General features: G+C 54.9%; 20 protein-coding genes and 1 pseudogene. 12 read left to right on the forward strand and 9 right to left on the reverse strand.

Annotated elements, in window-relative coordinates; translation table 11 throughout:
• Positions 1–251: 251 nt before the first annotated feature.
• The 3 genes from A8O29_RS11890 to A8O29_RS11900 are packed head-to-tail and all read left to right on the forward strand — an operon-like array spanning position 252 to position 1,561.
• Entirely contained in the window at positions 252–698 is a 447-nt protein-coding gene (locus tag A8O29_RS11890; protein WP_125352326.1) for an STM2901 family protein, read from the forward strand.
• 7 nt (positions 699–705) lie between these two features.
• Positions 706–1,062, forward strand: a complete 357-nt coding sequence (locus tag A8O29_RS11895; protein WP_125352324.1) for a DUF1493 family protein — start codon at positions 706–708, stop codon at positions 1,060–1,062.
• A gap of 13 nt (positions 1,063–1,075) precedes the next feature.
• Positions 1,076–1,561, forward strand: a complete 486-nt coding sequence (locus tag A8O29_RS11900; protein WP_125352322.1) for an Hcp family type VI secretion system effector — start codon at positions 1,076–1,078, stop codon at positions 1,559–1,561.
• Between the two features lie 97 nt (positions 1,562–1,658).
• Here the strand turns inward: A8O29_RS11900 and A8O29_RS11905 are convergent.
• The 3 genes and pseudogenes from A8O29_RS11905 to A8O29_RS11915 form a co-directional block, all read right to left on the reverse strand.
• Positions 1,659–1,832, reverse strand: a pseudogene (locus A8O29_RS11905) (cupin domain-containing protein); the annotation flags it as partial.
• A 140-nt stretch (positions 1,833–1,972) separates the two neighbouring features.
• Positions 1,973–2,518, reverse strand: a complete 546-nt coding sequence (locus tag A8O29_RS11910; protein ID WP_125352320.1) for an AAA family ATPase — start codon at positions 2,516–2,518, stop codon at positions 1,973–1,975.
• An 85-nt stretch (positions 2,519–2,603) separates the two neighbouring features.
• Complete coding sequence (locus A8O29_RS11915; protein WP_125352318.1) at positions 2,604–3,002, reverse strand: (R)-mandelonitrile lyase; 399 nt, start codon at positions 3,000–3,002, stop codon at positions 2,604–2,606.
• 105 nt (positions 3,003–3,107) lie between these two features.
• Between A8O29_RS11915 and A8O29_RS11920 the strand changes: the two genes are divergently transcribed.
• Positions 3,108–3,998, forward strand: coding sequence for a LysR family transcriptional regulator (locus tag A8O29_RS11920; protein ID WP_125352316.1), 891 nt, complete (start codon positions 3,108–3,110; stop codon positions 3,996–3,998).
• A 273-nt stretch (positions 3,999–4,271) separates the two neighbouring features.
• Complete coding sequence (gene ansP, locus A8O29_RS11925; RefSeq protein WP_125352314.1) at positions 4,272–5,735, forward strand: L-asparagine permease; 1,464 nt, start codon at positions 4,272–4,274, stop codon at positions 5,733–5,735.
• A gap of 81 nt (positions 5,736–5,816) precedes the next feature.
• Here ansP and yncE read toward each other — a convergent pair whose 3' ends face one another.
• Positions 5,817–6,878, reverse strand: a complete 1,062-nt coding sequence (yncE, locus tag A8O29_RS11930; protein ID WP_125352312.1) for a 7-bladed beta-propeller protein YncE — start codon at positions 6,876–6,878, stop codon at positions 5,817–5,819.
• Positions 6,879–7,134: 256 nt separating this feature from the next.
• On the opposite strand from yncE, the gene pqqU reads away from it, so the two are divergent.
• Positions 7,135–9,249: a TonB-dependent receptor PqqU gene (gene pqqU, locus A8O29_RS11935; RefSeq protein WP_125352310.1), complete on the forward strand. Its 2,115-nt coding sequence runs from the start codon at positions 7,135–7,137 to the stop codon at positions 9,247–9,249.
• 67 nt (positions 9,250–9,316) lie between these two features.
• Here pqqU and A8O29_RS11940 read toward each other — a convergent pair whose 3' ends face one another.
• From A8O29_RS11940 to A8O29_RS11950, 3 genes are all read right to left on the reverse strand, one after another.
• Positions 9,317–9,976: a GntR family transcriptional regulator gene (locus tag A8O29_RS11940; RefSeq protein WP_125352308.1), complete on the reverse strand. Its 660-nt coding sequence runs from the start codon at positions 9,974–9,976 to the stop codon at positions 9,317–9,319.
• A gap of 262 nt (positions 9,977–10,238) precedes the next feature.
• The gene (locus A8O29_RS11945; protein ID WP_125352306.1) at positions 10,239–11,276 is read right to left on the reverse strand and encodes an NADP-dependent oxidoreductase; all 1,038 of its coding nucleotides are present in this window, start codon (positions 11,274–11,276) and stop codon (positions 10,239–10,241) included.
• A 65-nt stretch (positions 11,277–11,341) separates the two neighbouring features.
• A complete protein-coding gene (locus A8O29_RS11950) occupies positions 11,342–11,917 on the reverse strand; it encodes a helix-turn-helix domain-containing protein (RefSeq protein WP_110508130.1) in 576 nt (191 codons plus the stop codon).
• 119 nt (positions 11,918–12,036) lie between these two features.
• Between A8O29_RS11950 and A8O29_RS11955 the strand changes: the two genes are divergently transcribed.
• Together A8O29_RS11955 and A8O29_RS11960 are read left to right on the forward strand one after the other, a co-directional pair.
• Positions 12,037–12,555, forward strand: coding sequence for a GNAT family N-acetyltransferase (locus tag A8O29_RS11955; protein ID WP_125352304.1), 519 nt, complete (start codon positions 12,037–12,039; stop codon positions 12,553–12,555).
• Entirely contained in the window at positions 12,552–13,001 is a 450-nt protein-coding gene (locus tag A8O29_RS11960) for a DMT family transporter (RefSeq protein ID WP_125352302.1), read from the forward strand. The genes A8O29_RS11955 and A8O29_RS11960 overlap by 4 nt, the downstream gene beginning before the upstream one ends.
• Before the next feature lie 37 nt (positions 13,002–13,038).
• On the opposite strand, the gene A8O29_RS11965 is transcribed toward A8O29_RS11960, so the two are convergent.
• Both A8O29_RS11965 and A8O29_RS11970 read right to left on the reverse strand, forming a co-directional pair.
• Entirely contained in the window at positions 13,039–13,272 is a 234-nt protein-coding gene (locus tag A8O29_RS11965) for a DUF2526 family protein (RefSeq protein ID WP_125352300.1), read from the reverse strand.
• A 9-nt stretch (positions 13,273–13,281) separates the two neighbouring features.
• Positions 13,282–14,889, reverse strand: a complete 1,608-nt coding sequence (locus A8O29_RS11970) for an ABC transporter substrate-binding protein (protein ID WP_174081317.1) — start codon at positions 14,887–14,889, stop codon at positions 13,282–13,284.
• A gap of 273 nt (positions 14,890–15,162) precedes the next feature.
• Between A8O29_RS11970 and A8O29_RS11975 the strand changes: the two genes are divergently transcribed.
• The 4 genes from A8O29_RS11975 (at position 15,163) to A8O29_RS11990 (ending at position 21,999) form a co-directional block, all read left to right on the forward strand.
• Positions 15,163–16,497, forward strand: coding sequence for an SrfA family protein (locus tag A8O29_RS11975; protein WP_125352298.1), 1,335 nt, complete (start codon positions 15,163–15,165; stop codon positions 16,495–16,497).
• Positions 16,497–19,478, forward strand: coding sequence for a virulence factor SrfB (locus A8O29_RS11980; RefSeq protein WP_125352296.1), 2,982 nt, complete (start codon positions 16,497–16,499; stop codon positions 19,476–19,478). Before A8O29_RS11975 ends, A8O29_RS11980 begins: the two co-directional genes overlap by 1 nt.
• Complete coding sequence (locus A8O29_RS11985) at positions 19,475–21,616, forward strand: virulence factor SrfC family protein (protein WP_125352294.1); 2,142 nt, start codon at positions 19,475–19,477, stop codon at positions 21,614–21,616. Before A8O29_RS11980 ends, A8O29_RS11985 begins: the two co-directional genes overlap by 4 nt.
• 173 nt (positions 21,617–21,789) lie before the next feature.
• Entirely contained in the window at positions 21,790–21,999 is a 210-nt protein-coding gene (locus A8O29_RS11990; protein WP_246316607.1) for a hypothetical protein, read from the forward strand.
• Positions 22,000–22,203: the final 204 nt, after the last annotated feature.

Below are 22,203 nucleotides of genomic sequence, written 5' to 3' on the forward strand. Positions count from 1 at the left end.
CAGTCTGACGAAGGTCAGCCGTCTAAGGTATTTACCTCAATCTCAGCCCAGCTCTCGGCTACGACCGACTGGCTAACGTTTTCACCCATTTGCAGTTATTGACAGGGATAAGCGGAGCCAAGGATAAGGTGTCACTAAATATCCAAATAAGAACCTATCGCTTTAAAGTGCTCACATCCATTTAATTATTTTATCCTTCCTGTCTGTGGTACTACTATCAACCTTTGACCATGGTTATTGTAAGGGATTGCATGGATACAGTAGAGGAGTTGAATGGGACATACTTCTATGATGGGTCATCTAACCTAAGTGCTGGCGAATTATTTTTCTGGATTATGATTGATGAAACTCTGGACCATTTCGGCCTATCTGATATAGCTGCAGTCGCAGGGGTGTACCTTGGTTCTAACAGCGTTACCGTTGCGGGTAAATTTGCTGGAGCAACTCCGGGAACCTCCGTTGCTTCAATTTATTCAAGGAAATTATTTAGGAATCGGATGATGCCTGTTCGATTACCCACATGGATTGGCTTCCCTCCAAATGCTAAAAAGGTTATGACGCAAAAATTAGGTACGTTTGTTGGAAGAACAATCCCGGTAGTTGGGTGGATTATACTTGCTGCTGATGTATCGACTATCACATTCAAAGCTGTAAATAAATACAACACCCTTGCCCATCCTTCTGACCGTTTATGGTAGGTACTGAATGAGTGATTCAGAAAACATAGAGCAGCAAGTTATGGATTGGTATAACGAAAACTGGAATGGCCGTGTCTTTCCATTTTTTAAACGTCCAGCGCTAACTCTTAACACCAGCCTTTCCACTGGGAAGTATCCGTGGGCAGATGAGGATGCCATAGACATCCTTGGGCAGTATTTTGAAAAATTCCAGGTGGATAATAAAGATTTTTCTTTTAATAAATACTGGCCTAACGAAGAGACATTTATGCCACTCAATTGCTTACGCTCTAAAGAGAATCAATGGCAGTGGATTGAACCAGAACCGTTAACACTGAAAATGCTTGTAGAATCAGCAAAAGCTGGTCACTGGCTTTACGTTTGAAAAGGAGTTTAAAATGGCTATTCCCTCACATTTGTGGCTTAAAGATGATGGTGGCGCGATAATTAAAGGTTCATGCGATGTGTATGATCGTGAAGGAAGTATTGAAGTTATTGCTTTTGGTCATGGCTTGCACATCCCTACAGATAATAATACAGGCAAAATTACCGGGGCTCGTATTCATGCCCCAATGATAGTGGAAAAAGAATTTGATAGCTCAAGCCCATATCTTTATAAAGCCGTTGCTACGGGTCAGTCATTAAAAAGCGCAGAAATTAAATGGTACTGTATCAATGATGCAGGGCAAGAAGTTGAATACTTCAACATGCTTTTAGAGGATGTGAAAATAGTTGCCGTCACGCCTGTCATGTACAATACCAAAACAGTAGAAAAGTGTAACCATATGGAACGTATTGAATTACGATACGAGCGCATAACGTGGAAGTATTGTGATGGGAATATCCAGTATACAGACTCATGGAATGAAAGAGCTACAGCTTAAATACTAAGGGGCATTACGCCCCTTTAACGTTTAAGTGAATCGCAAGAACCCTTTTTAGTCTCCAGGCCTGCATCAATGGTTTTGAATACGTTACTGATTAACGTCCGGCGTATTCTTCGTCCGTAACTTTATCGAGCCAGGTCACAGGCGAGCCATTTTCAGACTCAGCAATGGCGATATGCGTCATCGCGGTTTCTGAACTGGCACCGTGCCAGTGTTTCACGCCCGGCGGGATCCACGCGATATATCCCTGGTTCAGCGCCTGCGCTTCTGCCAGTGGGCTTTTATCCAGAATACTGATTCGATAAGACATGTCGCAGGCTCTTGATGAGGAACATGTCTGCATTATTAGAAGGGGTTGATGCGCGTGAGAAACAATTTATTTACATTTGCTCAGCACAAAATTAGATATCAGTGGCGAGTTGTTGCCCTTAATTTCGCAATAAGAGCGTCAGTATCGGCCTGATTTCGCAGTCTGACGAAGGCCAGTCCGGCAAATTGCGGATCGCGCATATCTGCCAAATAACGCTGCCGATTTTTATGCAAGGTTTTTAGCGTCCATAAAATAATGGAGTCCCGGCTAAAAAAAGAGCGTCGAAAAGTCTCGTGATTTCCGGTGCCTGGCCACAGTTCCTTTTGAGTCCATGCCCGGAATAATGCTCTGCCGACGGCCTGACGTAGTGTGCGCCAGAAGCCATAATCCACCCACACGATCATGTCCACATTGCGCCATTTCACCGGTCGCGTGCGGTTATAATTTCCGTCAAGCACCCAGCTTTCACTGGCGGTCAGTACCTCTTCCAGTCGAGCAAACAGTTCATCATCTGGTGTTCCCTGCCAATCTGGGCGCCAGTAAAGCGTATCCATTTCGATATAGGGTGCATTTAAGTACGTTGCCAGACGGCGCGCGAGCGTGGATTTTCCCACACCGCTGGTGCCAACCACGTTAATTCTCATCACTTCCATCCTGGCGTCCAAATAGCAAATGCAGGCCTGAATTTAGTCTCCAGGCCTGCATCAATGGTTTTGAATACGTTACTGATTAACGTCCGGCGTATTCTTCGTCCGTAACTTTATCGAGCCAGGTCACAGGCGAGCCATTTTCGGATTCAGCAATGGCGATATGCGTCATAGCGGTTTCTGAACTGGCACCGTGCCAGTGTTTCACGCCAGGCGGGATCCACGCGATATCGCCCTGGTTCAGCGCCTGCGCTTCCTGCCCCTCTTCCTGCAACCAGCCGCGGCCCTGGGTCACGATAAGCGTTTGTCCCAGTGGATGCGTATGCCATGCGGTGCGAGCGCCCGGCTCAAACGTCACCGTTGCCCCACCGACTTTTGCCGGGTCTGTTGCCTGAAACGGCGCGTCAATTCTGACCTTGCCGGTAAACCATTGTTCTGGTCCGGTAACGGACGGCTGTGAACCACTACGAATAATTTTCATACTTCCTCCTGGTTGATGTATTCAGCGTAGCGCGGATCGCCGTTGAGGATTAGACTGCATAATCAGATTGGAACTATGAATGTGATTCATGAATGAGGTAAAACGATGCTGAAAGAAAACATTCACGACCTGCTCTCTTTTATGGTTGTGGCCCGTGAGCGCAGTTTTACCCGTGCGGCGGCGCAGCTTGGCGTTTCGCAATCAGCGCTCAGCCACGCGATGCGTAATCTGGAAGCGCGTCTCGACGTTCGTCTGCTGACCCGCACCACGCGCAGCGTCGCGCCGACAGAGGCTGGAGAAAAACTGCTGACTCGTCTCGGGCCGCAGCTCCAGCAAATCGAAGAGGAGCTGTTAACCCTGCACGAACTGCGTGATAAACCGACCGGAAACATTCGCCTGACCGCTGGGGAACACGCGATGAACGCGCTATTGTGGCCGGCTCTGGTGCCGTTTATGCAGCGTTATCCGGATATTAATATTGAAGTCACGGTCGATAACGGTCTGACGGACATCGTCGACGGGCGTTTCGATGCGGGCATTCGCCTCGGCGAGCAGGTGGCGAAAGATATGATCGCCGTGAAAATTGGCCCTGAGATGCGCATGGCGGTGGTGGCGTCGCCCGATTACGTCGAGCGGTTTGGTACCCCGCTCTCTCCGCGCGAGCTGGAACAACATCGCTGCATTAACATGCGTCTGCCGACGCGCGGCGGTCTGTATGCCTGGGAGTTTGAACAGGGTGAGCAAATTTTACGGGTGCGGGTCGAGGGCCAATTAACACTTAATACCCTGCCGCAGCGTATCGACGCCGCGCTGTCCGGACTCGGATTTGCCTACGTTCCGGAAGACGCCATTCTCGACGCGGTTACATCAGGAAAACTGGTGAGAGTACTCGAAGACTGGTGCCCGCCATTCCCCGGTTATTACCTCTACTACCCAGGAAGACGCCAGCACACAGCGGCATTTGCTTTGCTGATAGATGCCCTACGCTTGTCGTAACTGACTGGAATCCCTACCAATGCGTTGTTCTGTTAGTTTCTGATTAATCAGCAGATCTGACCACACGAATTGTTTCGACGTTGGTCACTGGATCGGCGGGTATGTTTTGCGTCGCTAATCATTTGCAGGTAGGATGCTGCGCCATGTTTTGCCTTATCTCTGCATCAGAATCCTGAGAAAGGCAGCATAGTGTGCTGCTGCGCAATCGTTTACTCGCAGCGGGACTTTATTGGGCCCCAGATTGGGGTAAAGACAGGTAATCAGGATACATTGATGAACACAAAACACGACAGCGCGGCGGAGCATCACGCAGCTAAGCGCCGCTGGCTGAACTCGCATGAAGCGGGTTATCACAAGGCGATGGGCAACCGTCAGGTTCAGATGATCGCCATCGGCGGCGCAATCGGTACGGGCCTGTTTTTAGGTGCCGGTGCACGTTTACAGATGGCGGGCCCTTCTCTCGCCATCGTCTATCTGGTCTGCGGTATTTTCTCCTTCTTTATTCTTCGTGCGCTCGGCGAACTGGTGCTTCACCGTCCGTCCAGCGGCAGCTTCGTTTCCTACGCGCGTGAATTCCTCGGCGAAAAAGCCGCCTACGTGGCGGGCTGGATGTACTTCGTCAACTGGGCGATGACCGGGATAGTCGACATCACCGCCGTGGCGCTGTACATGCACTACTGGGGCGCGTTTGGCGATGTGCCGCAGTGGGTCTTTGCCCTCGGCGCACTGGCGATTGTCGGCACCATGAACATGATCGGCGTGAAGTGGTTTGCCGAGATGGAGTTCTGGTTCGCACTGGTTAAAGTGTTGGCGATTGTCGCCTTTCTGGTGGTCGGGACGATTTTCCTCGGCAGCGGGAAACCGCTCGACGGCGCGGCAACCGGCTTCCATCTGATAACCGATAACGGCGGCCTGTTCCCGCACGGCCTGCTGCCTGCGCTGGTGCTGGTTCAGGGCGTCGTGTTTGCGTTTGCATCGATTGAACTGGTCGGTACGGCGGCGGGTGAATGTAAAGATCCGCAGACCATGGTGCCGAAGGCGATTAACAGCGTTATCTGGCGTATCGGTCTGTTTTATGTCGGCTCGGTGGTGCTGTTGGTGTTGCTGTTGCCGTGGAATGCGTATCAGGCGGGGCAAAGCCCGTTTGTGACCTTCTTCTCCAAGCTCGGCGTGCCTTATATTGGCGATGTGATGAACATGGTGGTTCTGACGGCTGCGCTATCCAGTCTGAATTCCGGTCTGTATTCGACGGGCCGTATTCTGCGCTCAATGTCGATGGGCGGTTCCGCGCCGAAGTTCATGTCCAAAATGAGCAAACAACATGTCCCTTACGCGGGCATCCTCGCCACTTTGGTGGTGTATGTGTTTGGCGTGTTCCTGAACTATCTGGTGCCTTCACAGGTGTTTGAGATTGTCCTGAACGTCGCGTCGATCGGCATTATCGCCTCCTGGGCATTTATCGTGGTGTGCCAGATGCGTTTGCGTAAGTTCATCAAAGAAGGCAAATGCGCGGACGTCAGCTTCAAAATGCCAGGCGCGCCGTTCACCTCATGGCTGACGCTGCTGTTCCTGCTCAGCGTTCTGGTGCTGATGGCCTTCGATTACCCGAACGGCACGTACACCATCGGCTCGATTCCGTTGCTGGCCGTGCTGCTGGTCGCGGGCTGGTTTGGCGTGCGTAAGCGCGTGAATGAAATTCACAGTACCGCGCCGGTTCATCCGGACGATGTGAAGTAGTGGTAGGCCCGGTCAGCGTAAGCGCCACCGGGCAGGATTGTGAAAGCCCGGCAGCGAAAGCTTGCCGGGCTTTTTTGTGGATTACAGCGTAATACGAATCACGTCATCCGGCTGCGTCGCTTCTTTCTCGCGGGTAGATTCCTGCTTCACACTCACGTACAGCGTTTTGCCATCAGCAGAAAGCGCCAGACTGTTCGGGTACGTCGGGGTATCGATGGTTTTCACCACTTTATGGGTTTTCGCATCAATCACGCTGACTTTCCCGGCCTTGCGGTGAGTGACGTAGACTTCATGGCGTACCGGGTTGAACTTCACGGCCAGCGATTCTGGCACCGCGATTTTATTCAACACTTTGCCGTCGCGGTAGTCCACCACCAGCAGCTCCGGCTGTTTGAAATCGGTGATGTAAGCGCGGTGATTGGCGGTATCCAGCGCGATATTCAGGAATGCGTGTTCTTTGCCGTCATCCACCAGTTTCTGACGAGTCAAAATGCTGTTGCTGGCGGTGTTGATGGTGATCAGCTCACCGTCTGCGCTCACGGTGTACAGGCGCTGCGCTTCGTTATCCAGGGCCAGAGCGGTGCTGCGATTACCCGTTCCGCTGATGGTTGCTTTCAGCTTCAGCGTTGCGCCGTCAATCACCCATACCACGCTTTCTTTGCCGACGCCGGTCACGTACACGGTGTTGGTTTTGTCATTAGACGCCAGCTCGCGCGGTTGCAACGGCTTCACGGTTTCGCTGCGCTGGCGTGAATCCAGCACCACACGCCCTTTTACGTCGCCGGTTTTGCCATCGATGGCAGTGATTGTGCCGTTGGTGGTGTTGCCAAACCACAGGGTCTGCGTCTGGTTATCAATCGTCGCGCCGAACGGTTTTAAATCACTGTGGATCAGCTGGGTCGCCTCCAGCGTGACCGGATCAAGACGATAGATCACCCCGCCCTTGTCGGTTTTACGACTCTGTGACGTGGCCACCCAAAGCGCATTTTCCTGCTCGCTGAGCGCCATTTCGTAGGCCCCTTTGCCGACGGCTTTGCGCAGCATTTCATCCGCCGCATGGGCGCTAAATGAGCCCGCGATCAACAGGGAAGATAACAGCAGAGAACGGCGCAAACGCGGCATGGACATATGACGTAAAGACATGACGACTCCCTTTTAAAGACAAAATTATGTATTGCCCGACATGCTTCCTGCTCGTAGCGTCTTTGCGCCACGTTAGTTGTTGAGAATAATAATCATTATTCACCCAAAAGGGCAGCGATAATTCCGTCGTTTCGCTTTAAATGTGCCATTGTTAAACCTTCACTTAACGTTAAGTGCCGTTATGATTTTCAAATAATTTACAAAAGCAGTAACATATTCACAGTTGTTCCATTTGGTTCATTATCACGAGAATTGCATGAAAATCATTACTGTCCGCACGGCCGCGCTTCCGGCATTACTCTTACCGCTCTTTTCACTGCCAGACGCGGTCGCCGCCGACGAACAGACGATGGTCGTCTCCGCCAGCCCGCAAGGTATCTCTGAACTCGATACGCCCGCCGCCGTCAGCGTGGTGAATGGCGACGATATGCGCCATGCCGCGCCGCGCGTGAACTTGTCTGAATCCCTCGGTTCGGTGCCCGGCTTGCAGGTGCAGAACCGTCAGAACTTTGCCCAGGATTTACAACTGTCTATTCGCGGGTTCGGCTCCCGCTCGACGTTCGGCGTGCGCGGCATTCGTATTTATGTGGACGGAATTCCTTCCACGATGCCGGACGGCCAGGGCCAGACTTCGAATATCGACATCAGCAGCGTTGAAAATATCGACGTCCTGCGCGGCCCGTTCTCCGCGCTGTACGGTAACTCCTCCGGCGGGGTGATCAACGTCACTACCGAAACCGGGCAGCAGCCGACGACCATTGAAGCCAGCAGCTATTACGGCAGCTATGGCAGCTGGCGCTACGGCCTGAAAGCCAGCGGCGCTGTCGGCGACGGGACGCACGCCGGTGATGTGGATTACACCGTCTCCACCACTCGTTTCGACACCCACGGTTATCGCGACCACAGCGGCGCGCGTAAAAACCTCGCCAACGCCAAACTCGGCGTGCGGATTAACGATGTCAGCAAATTAACCCTGATGTTCAACAGCGTGGATATCAAAGCTAACGATCCGGGCGGGCTGAGCTACAGCGAATGGCGCGACAATCCGCAGCAATCACCGCGTGGTGATCAGTACAACACCCGCAAAGATATCAAACAGACCCAAGCGGGAATGCGCTATGAGCGCCAGCTGAGCGAAAACGACGATCTGAGCGTGATGATGTATGCCGGGGAACGCCAGACCACGCAGTATCAGTCGATCCCGATGGCGCCACAGCTCAAGCCTTCCCACTCCGGCGGCGTAATTGATCTCGACCGTCATTATCAGGGCATTGATACCCGCTGGACGCACCGCGGCGAACTGCTGGTACCGGTCACGTTTACCACCGGCCTCGATTACGAAAACATGAGCGAAAAGCGCAAAGGTTACGAAAACTTTGTGGTGGATAACGGCGTGCCGGAATACGGTCAGCAAGGCGCGATGCGCCGTAACGAGCGTAACCTGATGTGGAACCTCGACCCGTATCTGCAAACCCAATGGCAGCTGACCGATAAACTGTCGCTGGACGCAGGCGTGCGCTATAGCTCGGTGTGGTTCGACTCCAACGATTCCTACGTCACGCCGGGTAACGGCGACGACAGCGGCGAGGCCAGCTACCATAAATGGCTCCCGGCAGGCTCCCTGAAATACGCGGTGACCGATGCGTGGAACGTGTATGTTTCAGCGGGACGCGGCTTTGAAACGCCGACCATCAACGAACTTTCCTATCGCCCGGATAACCAGAGCGGGCTGAACTTCGGCCTCGAGCCATCGACTAACGAAACGGTCGAAATCGGCAGTAAAACGCGTATTGGCAACGGCCTGCTGACCGCCGCCCTGTTCCAGACCGACACCGATAACGAAATCGTGACCGACACCAGCAGCGGCGGGCGCACCACCTATAAAAATGCCGGTAAAACCCGTCGTCAGGGTGCGGAGCTGTCGCTCGATCAGCAGTTCGGTGAAAGCTGGAAACTGAAAGCCGCCTGGACGTGGCTGGACGCGACCTACCGCAGCAACGTCTGTGATGACGCCAACTGCAACGGCAACCGTATACCAGGGATTGCGCGCAACATGGGTTACGCCTCGTTCGGCTATGAGCCAGAGATGGGCTGGTACGCGGGTAGTGATATCCGCTATCTGAGCGATATCATGGCCAATGACGAAAACACTGCCAAAGCGCCGTCGTGGACCGTGGTGGGGTTGAATACCGGTTATAAATTCAACATCGCCGACAACTGGAAAATGGATGTCTTTGGCCGCGTCGATAACCTGTTCGACCGCGAATACGTGGGTTCGGTGATTGTGAACGAATCTAACGGTCGTTATTACGAGCCTGCGCCTGGCCGTAATTATGGTGTGGGTTTATCGGTGGCTTATCAGTTCCAGTAATATAATCAGCGTGCCGGAATACCCGGCACGCGAATCATTCATTAATAACCTAAATTAATTATCTGCATTAATTTACGTACTGTTTTTGCAAAATAGCAGCACCCTGATCGATGGCCCGACAAATCGCCGCCCCACTCTCTGCTTGATCTCTTTTTTCCAGCGCGCTCAGCAGATCGTCATAATAACGATCCTGTTTAAAGATTTCGCACGACAGCGGATGTAAAAAATTAAAGCACGGCCCAATACGGACCCACAGTTGTTCGATAAGCGCGGTCAGCGTCGGCATTTCCGCGTAATCATACAGATGAAAACGGAACCGGCAATTGGACTGTAACGCCTCCTCCATATCGCCCTGCGCTTTGGCATCATGGAAGGCCTCAACGTGGCTGCGCAACACCCGCAGCTTTTCCTCCGTCATCAGCGATGCCGCCGTCGACGCGGCCATGCTTTCCAGCGACTTACGGATCTGATTGATTTCGTTATACCGCTGGAGCGACACCTGCGGCACCAAAAACGCCTGCGCCGGTGTGGCCTGTAGTGCTCCGGAAGAGACCAATCGCAGCAGTGCTTCCCGAACCGGGGTAATGCTGGTTCCAAGTTGTTCAGCCAGGTCCCGGGTGACCAAACGGGCACCGGGCTTCAGGGCACCAATAATCAACGCGCTTTTTAAGTTCACTTCGACCTGCATCGTCAGGCTCATTCGTTGCGCTTTTTCAAAATCAAGCATGGTTATTTCCTGTTTCCATAATCATTGTTCTCGTTACGGCCTGCGAACAAACAACTCAGCACAATAACAGGATATATCCTGTATCGTGGGCGGTGTTGGAAATAACATGGATCAATCTGCTGCAAATATTAATTTTTTAATTATAAGGTTGTTAATTTAGGCCGTACACATCATACAAATATGCTATTGCACGATTAATTAAAGACGCTAATGGGATTTTTGCACGAAAAGTTGCGGCGCGCATGGCGCCGCTGTGGTTTTTTTACGCGTCGCTGTCGACACGAATAATGACTTTACCGAAATTTTTACCTTTTAACATACCGATAAAGGTTTCAGGCGCATTTTCTAGCCCATCAGTCATCTGTTCACGATATTTTATCGAACCGTCCTTTATCCACTGGCCCATGTCAGCCTGGAACTCGCCGATGCGGTGCCCGTAGTCCTGACCGATGATAAAGCCCTGCATGCGAATGCGTTTTTTCAGCAACGTGCCCATCAGCAACGGCAAGCGATCCGGTCCGGCTGGCAGTTCAGTGGCGTTGTAGCCGCTCACCAGACCGCACACCGGCACGCGGGCCGAGGTATTCAGCAGCGGCAGAACAGCATCAAAGACTTTACCGCCGACGTTTTCGTAATACACATCAATGCCCTGTGGGCAGGCTTTGGCCAGCTGTTCAGCGAAATCATCCGCCCGGTGATCGAGACAAACGTCAAAGCCGAGCGTCTCCACGGCGTAACGACATTTCTCGCTACCGCCCGCCACGCCGACTACGCGGCAGCCTTTAATCTTGCCAATTTGCCCGACCGTCGCACCCACAGGCCCGGTAGCCGCGGCAACCACCAGCGTTTCACCGGCTTTCGGCTGGCCGATATCCAGCAAGCCCATATACGCCGTAAAGCCCGGCATCCCAAGGATGCCAAGCGCCCATGACGGATGTTCCAGGCTATCGCCGAGTTTGACCAGCCCCTGCCCGTCGGAAACCTCATAGTTCTGCCAGCCGCTGTAGCTCAGCACCCAGTCCCCGGTTTTGTAATCGGCATGGTTCGACTGCTCAACGCGGCTGACCGTGCCGCCGACCATCGTGGCGCCGATTTCTACCGGCGGAGAATAAGATGGCGCGTCGCTCATGCGGCCACGCATATAAGGATCGAGCGAAAGGTAGACGGTGCGCAGCAACAGCTGTCCGTTGCCGGGCGTTGGAATATCGCCCTCTTCCAGGCGGAAATTATCCTGTACCGGTTCGCCGTGCGGACGCGATGCCAGTACCCAGCGACGATGGCGTAATGTCTGTTGACTCATGTTCTGCTCCTTAATGGGAATTCAGCTATTAATCCTGGACGTTAATCCACACCTGCGCCTTGTCTTTATGAGCCTGAATGATTCAGACGCACCACAAGGTAAATGCAGGGTTGATCGGTTTCGTTCACAAAACGGCAGTCGTTCGGCGGCCCGAGCTCCAGGCAATCACCGGCCTGCATCGCATGACGCGTGTCGCCTTCAATGAACAGCAGCTCTCCCTGCTGGAGCCAGATCAGCTGACGCGCCAGGGCATACGACGACGCGGGCATCGGGATATCGCTGCCCGCAGGCAGTTCGACCTGCACTAAATCGATAGGCAAATCACTGCGCGGTGAGACGTGGCGGCGTAAATAGTGGCTTTGCGGATCGCGCCACACCGGCTGATGCGCCAGGCGCAGGAGTTTGCCTTCCTGCATTTCTGCCCGGGCGATAAGCGTGGACATGCTGATTCCGAACGCACCGGAAAGCCGCCCGAGCATGGTCGCCGTCGGGCTGCTGTCACCGCGTTCGATCTTGTGGATCATCGCCCGCGACGCACCAGCCCGCTCTGCCAGTTCGCTCAGCGACCAGCCCCGGGATTCGCGCTCGATGCGAATACGCGCGCTGATGCGCTGGTTGAGATTGTCTTCAATAGTATTCATGGCATAATACTATAGTGCATTTTCGCGGTTTTCTACCCACAGCCTTTCCGCCCTCTTGTCAAACCGGACAGAACTATAGTATCTATAGCGTACTACTATAGTGAACACTGAGGCCAGCCATGAACATTCGTTACGCGAGCATTGAAGACTGCGCGGCGATCGCGGAAATTTATAATCACGCGGTACTTCACACCGCCGCCATCTGGAACGATCAAACCGTTGATACCGACAACCGCATCGCGTGGTACGAAGCCCGCCAGATTGCGGGTTATCCCGTGCTGGTCAGTGAAGAAAACGGCACCGTGACCGGCTACGCCTCTTTTGGTGACTGGCGCGCCTTCGATGGTTTTCGTCATACTGTCGAGCACTCCGTTTACGTTCACCCGCAGCATCAGGGCAAAGGGCTTGGCCGGGCGCTGCTGACTCAGCTTATCGCCGAGGCCAAGCAAATTGGTAAACACGTGATGGTCGCGGGCATTGAGTCGCAGAATCAGGCCTCGCTGAAGCTGCATGAGACGCTTGGTTTCGTCACCACCGCGCAAATGGCGCAGGTCGGCACCAAGTTCGGGCGCTGGCTCGATCTGACGTTTATGCAATTGCAGCTCGATGATCGTCAGGATCCGGACGCCCGCGGATGAATCAGTCGCTGACCCTCACCTTTCTGATTGCCGCCGGTATTGGTCTGGTTATCCAGAACACGCTGATGGTACGCATCACCCAATCGGCGTCGACGATCCTCATCGCTATGCTGCTCAATTCGCTGGTCGGTATTGTGCTTTTTGTGTCGATTCTGCTGATTAAACACGGGCTGAGCGGCTTTCAGGAACTGGCCTCGAGCGTCAAATGGTGGACGTTAATCCCCGGTCTGCTGGGCTCATTTTTCGTTTTTGCCAGCATCAGCGGCTATCAGTACGTCGGCGCGGCAACCACCATTGCGGTGTTAGTTGCCAGCCAGTTAATTGGCGGGTTAGCGATGGATATTCTGCGCCAGCAAGGCATTCCATGGCGCGCGCTGGTCGGCCCGGTTTGCGGGGCGGTGATGCTGGTCATCGGCGCATGGCTGGTTGCGAGACGATCGTTTTAAGCATTGCCCCCCGAAATAAGGGGGCAATGACAGGAACTTAAACGATCGTGCCACCTTTGGTGAGGCTTTCCTGCCGCGCGTCCTCTTCTTCCTTGTGATGACGGCCTTTGTGGGCGATAGCAGTACGCAGGCGCTGCTGCTGGGTATAACGATCTTCCCGACTTAGCTCTGCGTCATCGCTCAACACAATCAGCAACTCATTCATGCCGATAATAGAACCGTCCTCAATGGCCGCGTCTACCCGGGTACTTACCTCATCCAAATGTGACATATCTGCTCCTTAATTCAGCTTCGCTTTCGAAAAATCACTGCCCATCAGGCTGACGCTGTAGCCGGTCACGTTGCTGCGAGTGGCGAAGAAGGTTTTACCGTTAGCCAGGGCAATCCATGGAGCCTGCTGGTAGTAAATCTCCTGCGCCTGTTGGTACAGCTTCGCGCGCGCGGCCGGGTCGCTGGTCAGCTTGGCTTTTTTCACCAGGCCATCATACCCTTTATCGCACCAGCGCGCGGCATTGGAGCCGGTTTTTATGCTGTCACAGCCGAGCAGTGTGTCGGCAAAGTTATCCGGATCGCCGTTGTCGGACATCCAGCCAAACAGCGCCGAATCGTGTTCGCCTTTGCGCATCCCGGAAAGGTATTCACCCCATTCATAGGTGGTGATCTTGGCTTTGATCCCCACTTTCGCCCAGTCGCTCTGAATCATCTCGGCGATACGGCGCGAGTTCGGGTTATACGGGCGCTGTACCGGCATCGACCACAGCGTCACTTCTGCGCCCTTTTCCAGCCCCGCCTGCTTGAGCAGGGCTTTGGCTTTCTCAGGGTCGTAACCGTAGTCCGGCAACTTATTGTCGTAACCGAGCATTTTCGGCGGCAGCGGTGATTTTGCTACCGTACCGGACCCCATAAACACCGCATTGACGATCGCCTTTTTATCCGTGGCGTAGTTCAGCGCCTGGCGCACCAGCACGTTATCAAATGGTTTTTTCTCGGTGTTAAACGCCAGATAGCCGACGTTCAGCGCTTCAACGGAGTGCAGCACCAAATCGTTGTTCTTTTTAATCACGTCGAACTGCACCGGCGACGGCGCAGGGATAATCTGGCACTCATTGGTTTGCAGTTTTGCCAGACGGGTTTCCACATTCGGCGTGATGGAGAAAATAAGGTGTTTGGTCGGCACCTCGCCGTCCCAGTAGTTCGGGTTGGCAACATAGCGGATCAGCGAGTCGACCTTATATTGCTGGAACGCATACGGCCCGGTGCCGATTGGCCAGGTATCAACGTACTCCGGCGTCCCCTTTTTCATCATCGCGTCGGCGTATTCAGCCGAAAGAATCGAGGCGAAATCCATTCCCCAGTCGGCCAGGAAAGCGGCGTTCGGTTCGGTCAGCTCAAACTGGACGTGATAATCATCAATCTTCTTCACCTCTTTAATCAGTTTATCGAGGCCCACGTCGGTGAAATATTCGTAATTCCCCTGCGACACTTTGTGATAAGGATTATTTTCATCCTTCTGGCGCATCACTGAGAAAATAACGTCATCGGCATTGAAATCACGCGTCGGTTTGAAGAATTTATTGCTGTTGAACTTCACGCCCTGACGCAGGGTAAAGGTATAGGTTTTACCGTCCGGGGAAATAGTCCAGGCAGTTGCCAGCGACGGGATCGGGGTATTTTTCTGCGGATCGAAATTTATCAGGCGGTTGTACAACACCTGTGAGCTGGCAACGAACGACGGTCCGGAGCTGGCAATCTGCGGGTTGAATGACTCCGGTGACGCTTCGGAGCAGTAGATAAGGGTGTCATTATTTGCCGCCATCGCGGCCCCTGCCGGTAATAATGCGCTGAGGGCCAGGGCCAGCAGCGTTTTCCCTGTCGGTGTTTGAGACATCGTTATAAGCCTGTGTAGTTTTATTATATGAGGCTTAATCACAGCACAAGGCAGTTATTCTGGCAAATAACCAAACGGCATCAGGTTATGCTTATTCAGCCCATTCCGCCGTTTTATTCGCCAATAATTTCACTTAAGAACTTTCTCAAAAAGCAAGCGTTTCACGCGTTTTCAATAGCCAGAGTATTTGCTGTTTTTGGCTTTTCCTCGCCCGTTTATCCCCTTCCCACCTGCGTTAGAGTAACGGTGTGAAAAAGTCGATGGGATAAGAACGTGGCAAAAACTCTATTACGCAGCGGCAGTCTGGACGATTTCCAGTCCGTGGGCGGCGGCGGCCAGGCCGTATTTGCATCAGCATTACAGATTCGTGAGACGCTGCGCCTGCGCAAACAGCAGACGCTGGTTGAATGTCTGGCTATCCCGCAGGTCAACGATGACGGCGATCGCGTGGACTGGTATTCGCCGGTTGAAGGCGACGTGTTGGCGTGGAAAGCGGCCGATGAAGACCTGCGTGAGCGCGCGCTGAATCAACTGGAAACCATGGCCAACGGCGCGCTGAGCCTGGCCCGTAAATGCCAGCAGTCCGACAAAACCGCGCAGCAACTGTTCGGCGCGCTGTTGGAAAAAGCGTTGCAGTTTCCCGGTGAAAATCACGTTTTCCTGGTCGGCGGCAAACCGGTTATCACCTTCTGGGGCTTTGTGAATCTGAACGAAAGCGCTCGCGAGGAGCTGTTTGGCTGCCTGCATTTGGCGCCCGTGCCTGAACCCGTTATCGACCTTTACGAAGACATCCCGGATGAAGACGCGCTGAGAGTCACCTTCAGTCAGGCCGAGGAGCCGCTGCTGGCCGCACCGCTGGCGATGACCGTTGCCACAGAGCCACCAGCGCTCCCTGAACCTGAACACATTATTGAAGAAAGCATCGAACCTGAGGTTCCGGCGGAAATCGTTGCTGAGAAAAAATCCCGTCGCATTCCGCTGTGGAGCCTGCCGGTGGCTGCCGTGTTTGTCGCGGCCATCGCCGGGCCGCTGCTGTGGCCTCGCGCCACGACTTCCGCCGAACCCACCCAGGCCCCTGTGGAACCCATCGCGTTGACAAAACCCACGGCACCGCCGCTACCAGAACTGACACACACGCTGCCGCTGCTTCTTGCCAGCGTCAACGAGCCAATAAAAGAAGAAAAGCCGGAAGCAAATCCGGTGGTTATCGCCGCTATTCCAAAAGATGCACTGGTGATGGAGGCCGATCAGATGCGTGCTGGTACCACGAAATTCCTCAATGGCAGCTGGCGGGTGCTGGTCGATGTGAAAGATCCGGTCACCGGTAAAGCCCCATCGCTGCGCTATCAAATTCTCAACAACAAAGGCAACGCGCGGCTGGTGCATGGTGACAATGTGGTCTGTAAGGCTGAAATTTTCTCCGGTCTGCACCAGAACGGCGAGCTGCTGGTGAAAAGCCGCGGCAATGCGCGTTGCAGCGATGGCTCACGCTATCCGGTGCCGGAAATTACCTGTAAAGCGGGCGTCAGCGATGTGGCGGAATGCACCGGACGCTACGACGTGAACACCGTCGTGCCGCTGACATTCCGTAAAGTGGGGGCGCGATAATGCTGGTCACTCTTTGCGATTATCAACAAAGCGTCACGCTGATTGCCAACAGCGGAGTGCAGTTTCTTGATTTCGGTCTGACGCCGCAGGATTCCTTAAGCAACGGCCGCTTCGTGCGCAAAACCGCCAACGGCCCGCTGCTGCGTCTGAATTACGACATCGTCAACAGCCGCTACACGCTGCCCGCCATTGACGGCCAGCAGGCAGAAGTGGTGAAACCTGAAAGCACCCTGCCGCTCGAACAATCTCTGGCGATGCTTGACGGCGTCTGGCTGCCACTGCCGTTCCTGCGTTTTAATCCGCCACGCACCTTTGTCGAAGGCCCGGACAACTGGGCGCGCGTGCAAATTCGCAAACTGCCGGAGCCGGACAGCGCCGGAAACACCCACCGCATCACCCTCGCGCTCGACAGCCAAATTCGTGATGACGCCCCTTCTGCGCTGGCCCCGGTCGGCAATGACCTGCTGAACGGCACTCGTTTTGCGCTGGCCTGGCGCGATGAAGAAGTGGCCGATTTTCTCGATCAGACCTGGATTGACGGCTGGCTACGCGAAGTCTTCAGCCATTACGCCAGCGTAGAAGAAAACCGCAGCGAGCGTGACATTACCCAGGCGATGCGCGGCTTTGAATATCAAGGGCACTGGCTGAACCTGCTGGCGCTGCTGGGTGAACAGCTCCGCGTGCCGGAAGTGAAAATCGCCACCGCCACCGTCAGCACGCCGGCGATCCCGGTGGACTTAATTCTGGACGTTGGCAACAGCCATACTTGCGGCGTGATCATCGAAGATCATGGCGATGCTAACGATGGCCTCCGCCAGACAGCCGAACTACAGGTGCGGTCGCTCAGCGAGCCGCAGTTCCTCAACGCCCCGCTGTTCACCAGCCGCCTGGAGTTCTCCGAGGCACGTTTTGGCAAACAACATTTCTCGGTGGAAAGCGGGCGAGAAGATGCATTCGTCTGGCCGTCAATCGTGCGTGTGGGCGACGAAGCTCGTAAGTTGGCGATGCAGCGTCTGGGTACCGAAGGCAACAGTGGGATCTCCAGCCCGCGCCGCTATTTATGGGATGAAACGCCGACCGTTCAGGACTGGCGCTTCAGCCAGATGAACAGCCGCACGCAGCGCGAGCCACTGGCCGCTGCCTTCCCGCTGGCGTATCTGATGAATGATGACGGACAGCCGCTGTTTACGCTGCCGCAGGATGAGCGGATGCCGGTCTTTTCGCCACAGTACAGCCGCAGCACGCTGATGACGCATATGCTGTGCGAAATTCTGGCGCAGGCGCTGGGGCAAATTAACAGCGTGGCGACCCGTCAGCGCCTCGGTTTCCCGTCTTCGCCGCGCCAGCTGCGTACCCTGATTTTGACCCTGCCGTCGGCGATGCCGAAACAGGAACGCGAGATTTTCCGTCGCCGCATGTTTGAAGCCATTGCCCTGGTGTGGAAAGCGCTGGGCTGGCACCCGCAGGACGACGATTTTGTGACGCAAAAACAGCAGGATAAAAGCGTCGTACCGGTACCGAAAATCCACATGGAATGGGATGAAGCCAGTTGTGGGCAACTGGTGTGGCTGTATAACGAGGCGATGTCGCATTTCGGCGGACAGACGGAAGCGTTCTTCGCCGCCCTTGCCCGCCCGGATCGAGAGCCGGATCCGGGCAGCCGTCCGGGTCGTGCCCTGCGCGTCGCGGCCATCGATTTAGGCGGCGGCACCACCGATATGGCGATCACCCATTATCGTCTGGACGAAGGCACCGGTAGCAACGTTAAAATCACGCCACAGCTGCTGTTCCGCGAAGGTTTTAAAGTGGCGGGCGACGATATTTTGCTCGACGTTATTCAGCGCTGCGTACTGCCCGCGCTGCAAACTCAGCTGCAAAAATCCGGAATCGCCGATGCGCCAGCCCTGATGGCGACGCTGTTTGGCGATTCCGGACGCATTGATACGCAGGCCGTGCTGCGCCAGCAAACCGCATTGCAATTGTTTATGCCTATCGGTCACGCCATTCTTGGCGCGTGGGAAGAGAGCGACATCAACGATCCGCTGGCGGGCCTGCATGCCACCTTCGGCGAGCTGTTACCACAAACGCCAACCCGCAATGTGATGAACTACGTCGGCCAGGCCATCAGCCACGCGCAGCCCGCCGGTTCGGAGCCTTTTGATTTATTCGCGACGCCGTTGCAGGTCAGCTTCCGCGATTTACACGACGCGATGCTGGCGGGTGAATTTACCATCGCCGCACCACTGCATGCGGTGTGCGAAGCGATTTCACATTACACCTGCGACGTGCTGCTGGTGACCGGGCGTCCGGGCTGCCTGCCGGGCGTGCAGGCGCTGATTCGCTATCTGCAGCCGGTGCCGGTGAATCGTATGGTGTGGATGGACAGCTATCACGTTCATGAATGGTATCCGTTCAGCCAGCAAGGCCGTATCGGCAACCCGAAATCCACTGCTGCCGTCGGCGCGATGCTGTGCAGCCTGGCGCTGGATTTACGTCTGCCGCGCTTTAATTTCAAAGCGGCGGATATCGGCGCCTATTCTACCGTGCGCTATCTCGGCGTGCTGGACAGCACCGTTAACACGCTACGCGAAGAAAACATTTGGTATTCAGAACTCGATTTGGACAAACCGGGGGCTAAGGTCGATACCCGGGTGTATTTCCCGCTGCGCGGCAATGTCACACTCGGTTTCCGTCAACTCGCCAATGCCCGCTGGCCCGCAACGCCGCTGTACACCTTGAGCATCAACTCGCCGGAAGTGGCAAAAGCCATCGCCGGAGACGGCGTGTTGCAGGTTCGTCTCCAGCTCACCGGCGGCAATAAAGCGGAAGGTCCGGAAGCGTTTGTGCTGGCCGACGCCTGGCTTCAGGACGGCACGCCGGTTGCGCCGGACGCCCTGACACTAAAACTGAATACTCTGGCCGACCGCCGCCACAGCGGCAGCCACTACTGGATCGACAGCGGGAGCGTGTACCTGAAATGAGCCGACTGCAAACTATCATTGACTGGACTCACGCGAGCCGTCGGACCTCCCCGCTTTTCGATACCGATGCCGACGCGTTGCTCACGCGTCTGTATCAGCTGAAAGCGCAGGAAACGGCGCTGCAAAACGCGCAATCGGCCCCGGCGAGCATTGCGCTTTACGGTCATTCTCAGGCCGCGAAAGCACACCTGCTTGCCACATTGTGCAGCAGCGGAAACGGCCGTTTGCTGGTGCACACCGGCAGTAAAACGCTCGATTACTTCACGCACCTTAACCCGGGCCATGCCGTGACGCGGATGGCGCTGCGCTTTAGCCACAGCGCACAAACGCCGGACGACGCCTTTCCGTTACGCCTGCGTATTATGCGTGAGGCAGAACTGGTGCAGGTGTTTCTCACCCATGCGTTGCAGCAAGGCGCAGTGCGTCAGGTAGAAAAATCGGTTGTGGCCGCGCGGTTAAATGCCTGGCAATCACTTCGCCAGACGCAACCGGTGCCGGGAATGGATAAAGAAGATGTGGCGGCGATCGCCCACTTCTGGCAATCGAATGTGCCTGTCCATCACCAGCAGATTGACGACAGCCTGTGGCAGCAGTTTATCCAGCTGGTGCCGTGTCTCGACCTGAGCGCTCGGGCCAGTGCCTGGGCGTTGCTGTGGGGTGAACAGCAGGAACTGACCCGCCAGTGGCTGACGCTGGCGCATGTGCTCCAGCAATGCGGAAACGCGCGCGAACTCGCCGCGCCACTCAGCCTGCTGGTCGACAGTTTTACCTTGCCCGCTGAGGGTTTTCTGACCCCAGAGAGCGAACCGGAAGGCGAAACGGTAGTGCATCCGCTGATCGACGAGCAGTTACACAATGCCGTCAGCCTGCCATTGAACGCCCTGGCTTTGCTGACCGTAGAACTGGTTCTGCCCACTGAGAATGGCGTGCTGGATAACGTCGACCTGATTGATATCCCGCAGCCCGCCCAGGGAACTGACGATGCGCTGTGGGCCAGTAAATGCCGCTGGCTGCTGGAACATTATCGCCAGCAGATGCAGCCCGATCTGCTGCTGATTTGCAATGCAGCGGCCAACCGGGCGCAGATCCCCACCAGCGCCCGGGCGCTGACGCGCTGGGTCAGCGACACCCAACCGCAGCACGAAGGTGCATTACCGGGCCTGGTGTGGGCCATTACGCCGCAGGACGACCGTTTCGTGCGTAAACTCAATCTCGACGAAGCCGTTCAACAGTTGATTGAGAAGCCGGGCCAGCGTTGGGGCACGTTACAGGCGCTGGATGGCAGCAGTTTGCAACGGCTGATCGAATGGCTGTCTCAGGCCACGGTCCCTGCGTTGCGCGCGGCGCGTTTCGACCGCCTGACTGAACGTCAGCATCAGGCCGTGCGCCAGATGATGTCCTGTTGGCAGCGCGCGCCGAAGACTGATGCCGCCAGTGCGCGTCGCCAGGCTGAAAATGTCGTGCGTGAATTGCAAGGCCATGCGGCAACGCTCGGCGAACTGCTGGAAGGCTTGCTGCCCCCGCTTTCCACCTTCGAACAGCTCAGCCAGGTGCAGCAGCCGCGTGAAGAAAAAGTCAGTGAATTGTTTAGCGATAACGTCGATCTATTTGCCCTGCCGGACGATCCGCAGCTCAGCGGCAGTGCGCGTCAGGACAGCGGTTTTCAGGCTCATGCGCTGTGGGTGAATTACCTGCGCCAATGGAGCCGCAGTGAATCCAACGCCCGGCGCTATGGCATTACCCCGGCGGTGCTGCAACAGCTGGCCGATTGTCTGATTATCACCAGCTATCGTCTGGATTTGCCGAAACAGCTTCAGGCGGTGATTCCGGATGAACGCGCCAGCGCGGCGCGCCTCCGGGCCACCATCAGCAATTATCTGGCGTGGCTGGGCTACGCGGATATGCCCGTCGATTCCCGCCCGGCGAGCCGGGTGATGAAAGGCAGCACGTTGTTTGCTCCATCGGCGAGCAATACCGAGCGTCTGACGCAGCTGGGTGAGCGCCCTGCCCACGCCGCCACGCGTTACGTCTATGACTGGCTGGTCGCGTTGTTCACCCGCGCCACCGAAGCGCCGGAGTATCGTCATCCGTTGGATCTTTCCCCGGAAGCACGCGCTCAACTGAATACATTGCTGTAGGGGTCAGTTTGGATATCGGAAATTTTTTTACGTTAAGTGTATTATTTAACCAATGTTGGTAATGTTCTGATAGATGCGCACACTGTCGATATCGAACAGATAGGATGCGCACTTCATTTCGTCATCGAGCCATGTGAACTATGAATATAGAGACAAGAACGGTGTTTTATATCATGAAGGGCGAAGATGCAGGAAGCCTGATGATGGATGTGTGCACAGAGCCAGAAATTGCAAAAGAAGGGGGCCAGCCTGAAAAAATTTATGGGTATGCCACCCAGCTGAACGCAGGAATGTATGTAGCAAATAATAGCTATCCAATTGAATGGGATAGTAACAAAAAACGATTTGTAGTCTACATTCCTCCCAGGACAAAGGTGAACTGACCGCCAGATCAATTGGCGGTTGTAGGGATCAGTTTAGGAAACGGTATTCATCCCTTACGGTCAGGGGTTCGCGCTCAATGGAACGAAACCTCCCGTTAAGCTTAAAACACTTAATATAGGAAAATTTCAGATATCAAAAGTGCCCCCCATGTTCAACCGCACCGCCGATTCAGAACCAGCAAAAATGAATTGATCACATAATGT

The sequence above is a fragment of the Scandinavium goeteborgense genome (assembly GCF_003935895.2).
Taxonomy (GTDB): domain Bacteria; phylum Pseudomonadota; class Gammaproteobacteria; order Enterobacterales; family Enterobacteriaceae; genus Scandinavium; species Scandinavium goeteborgense.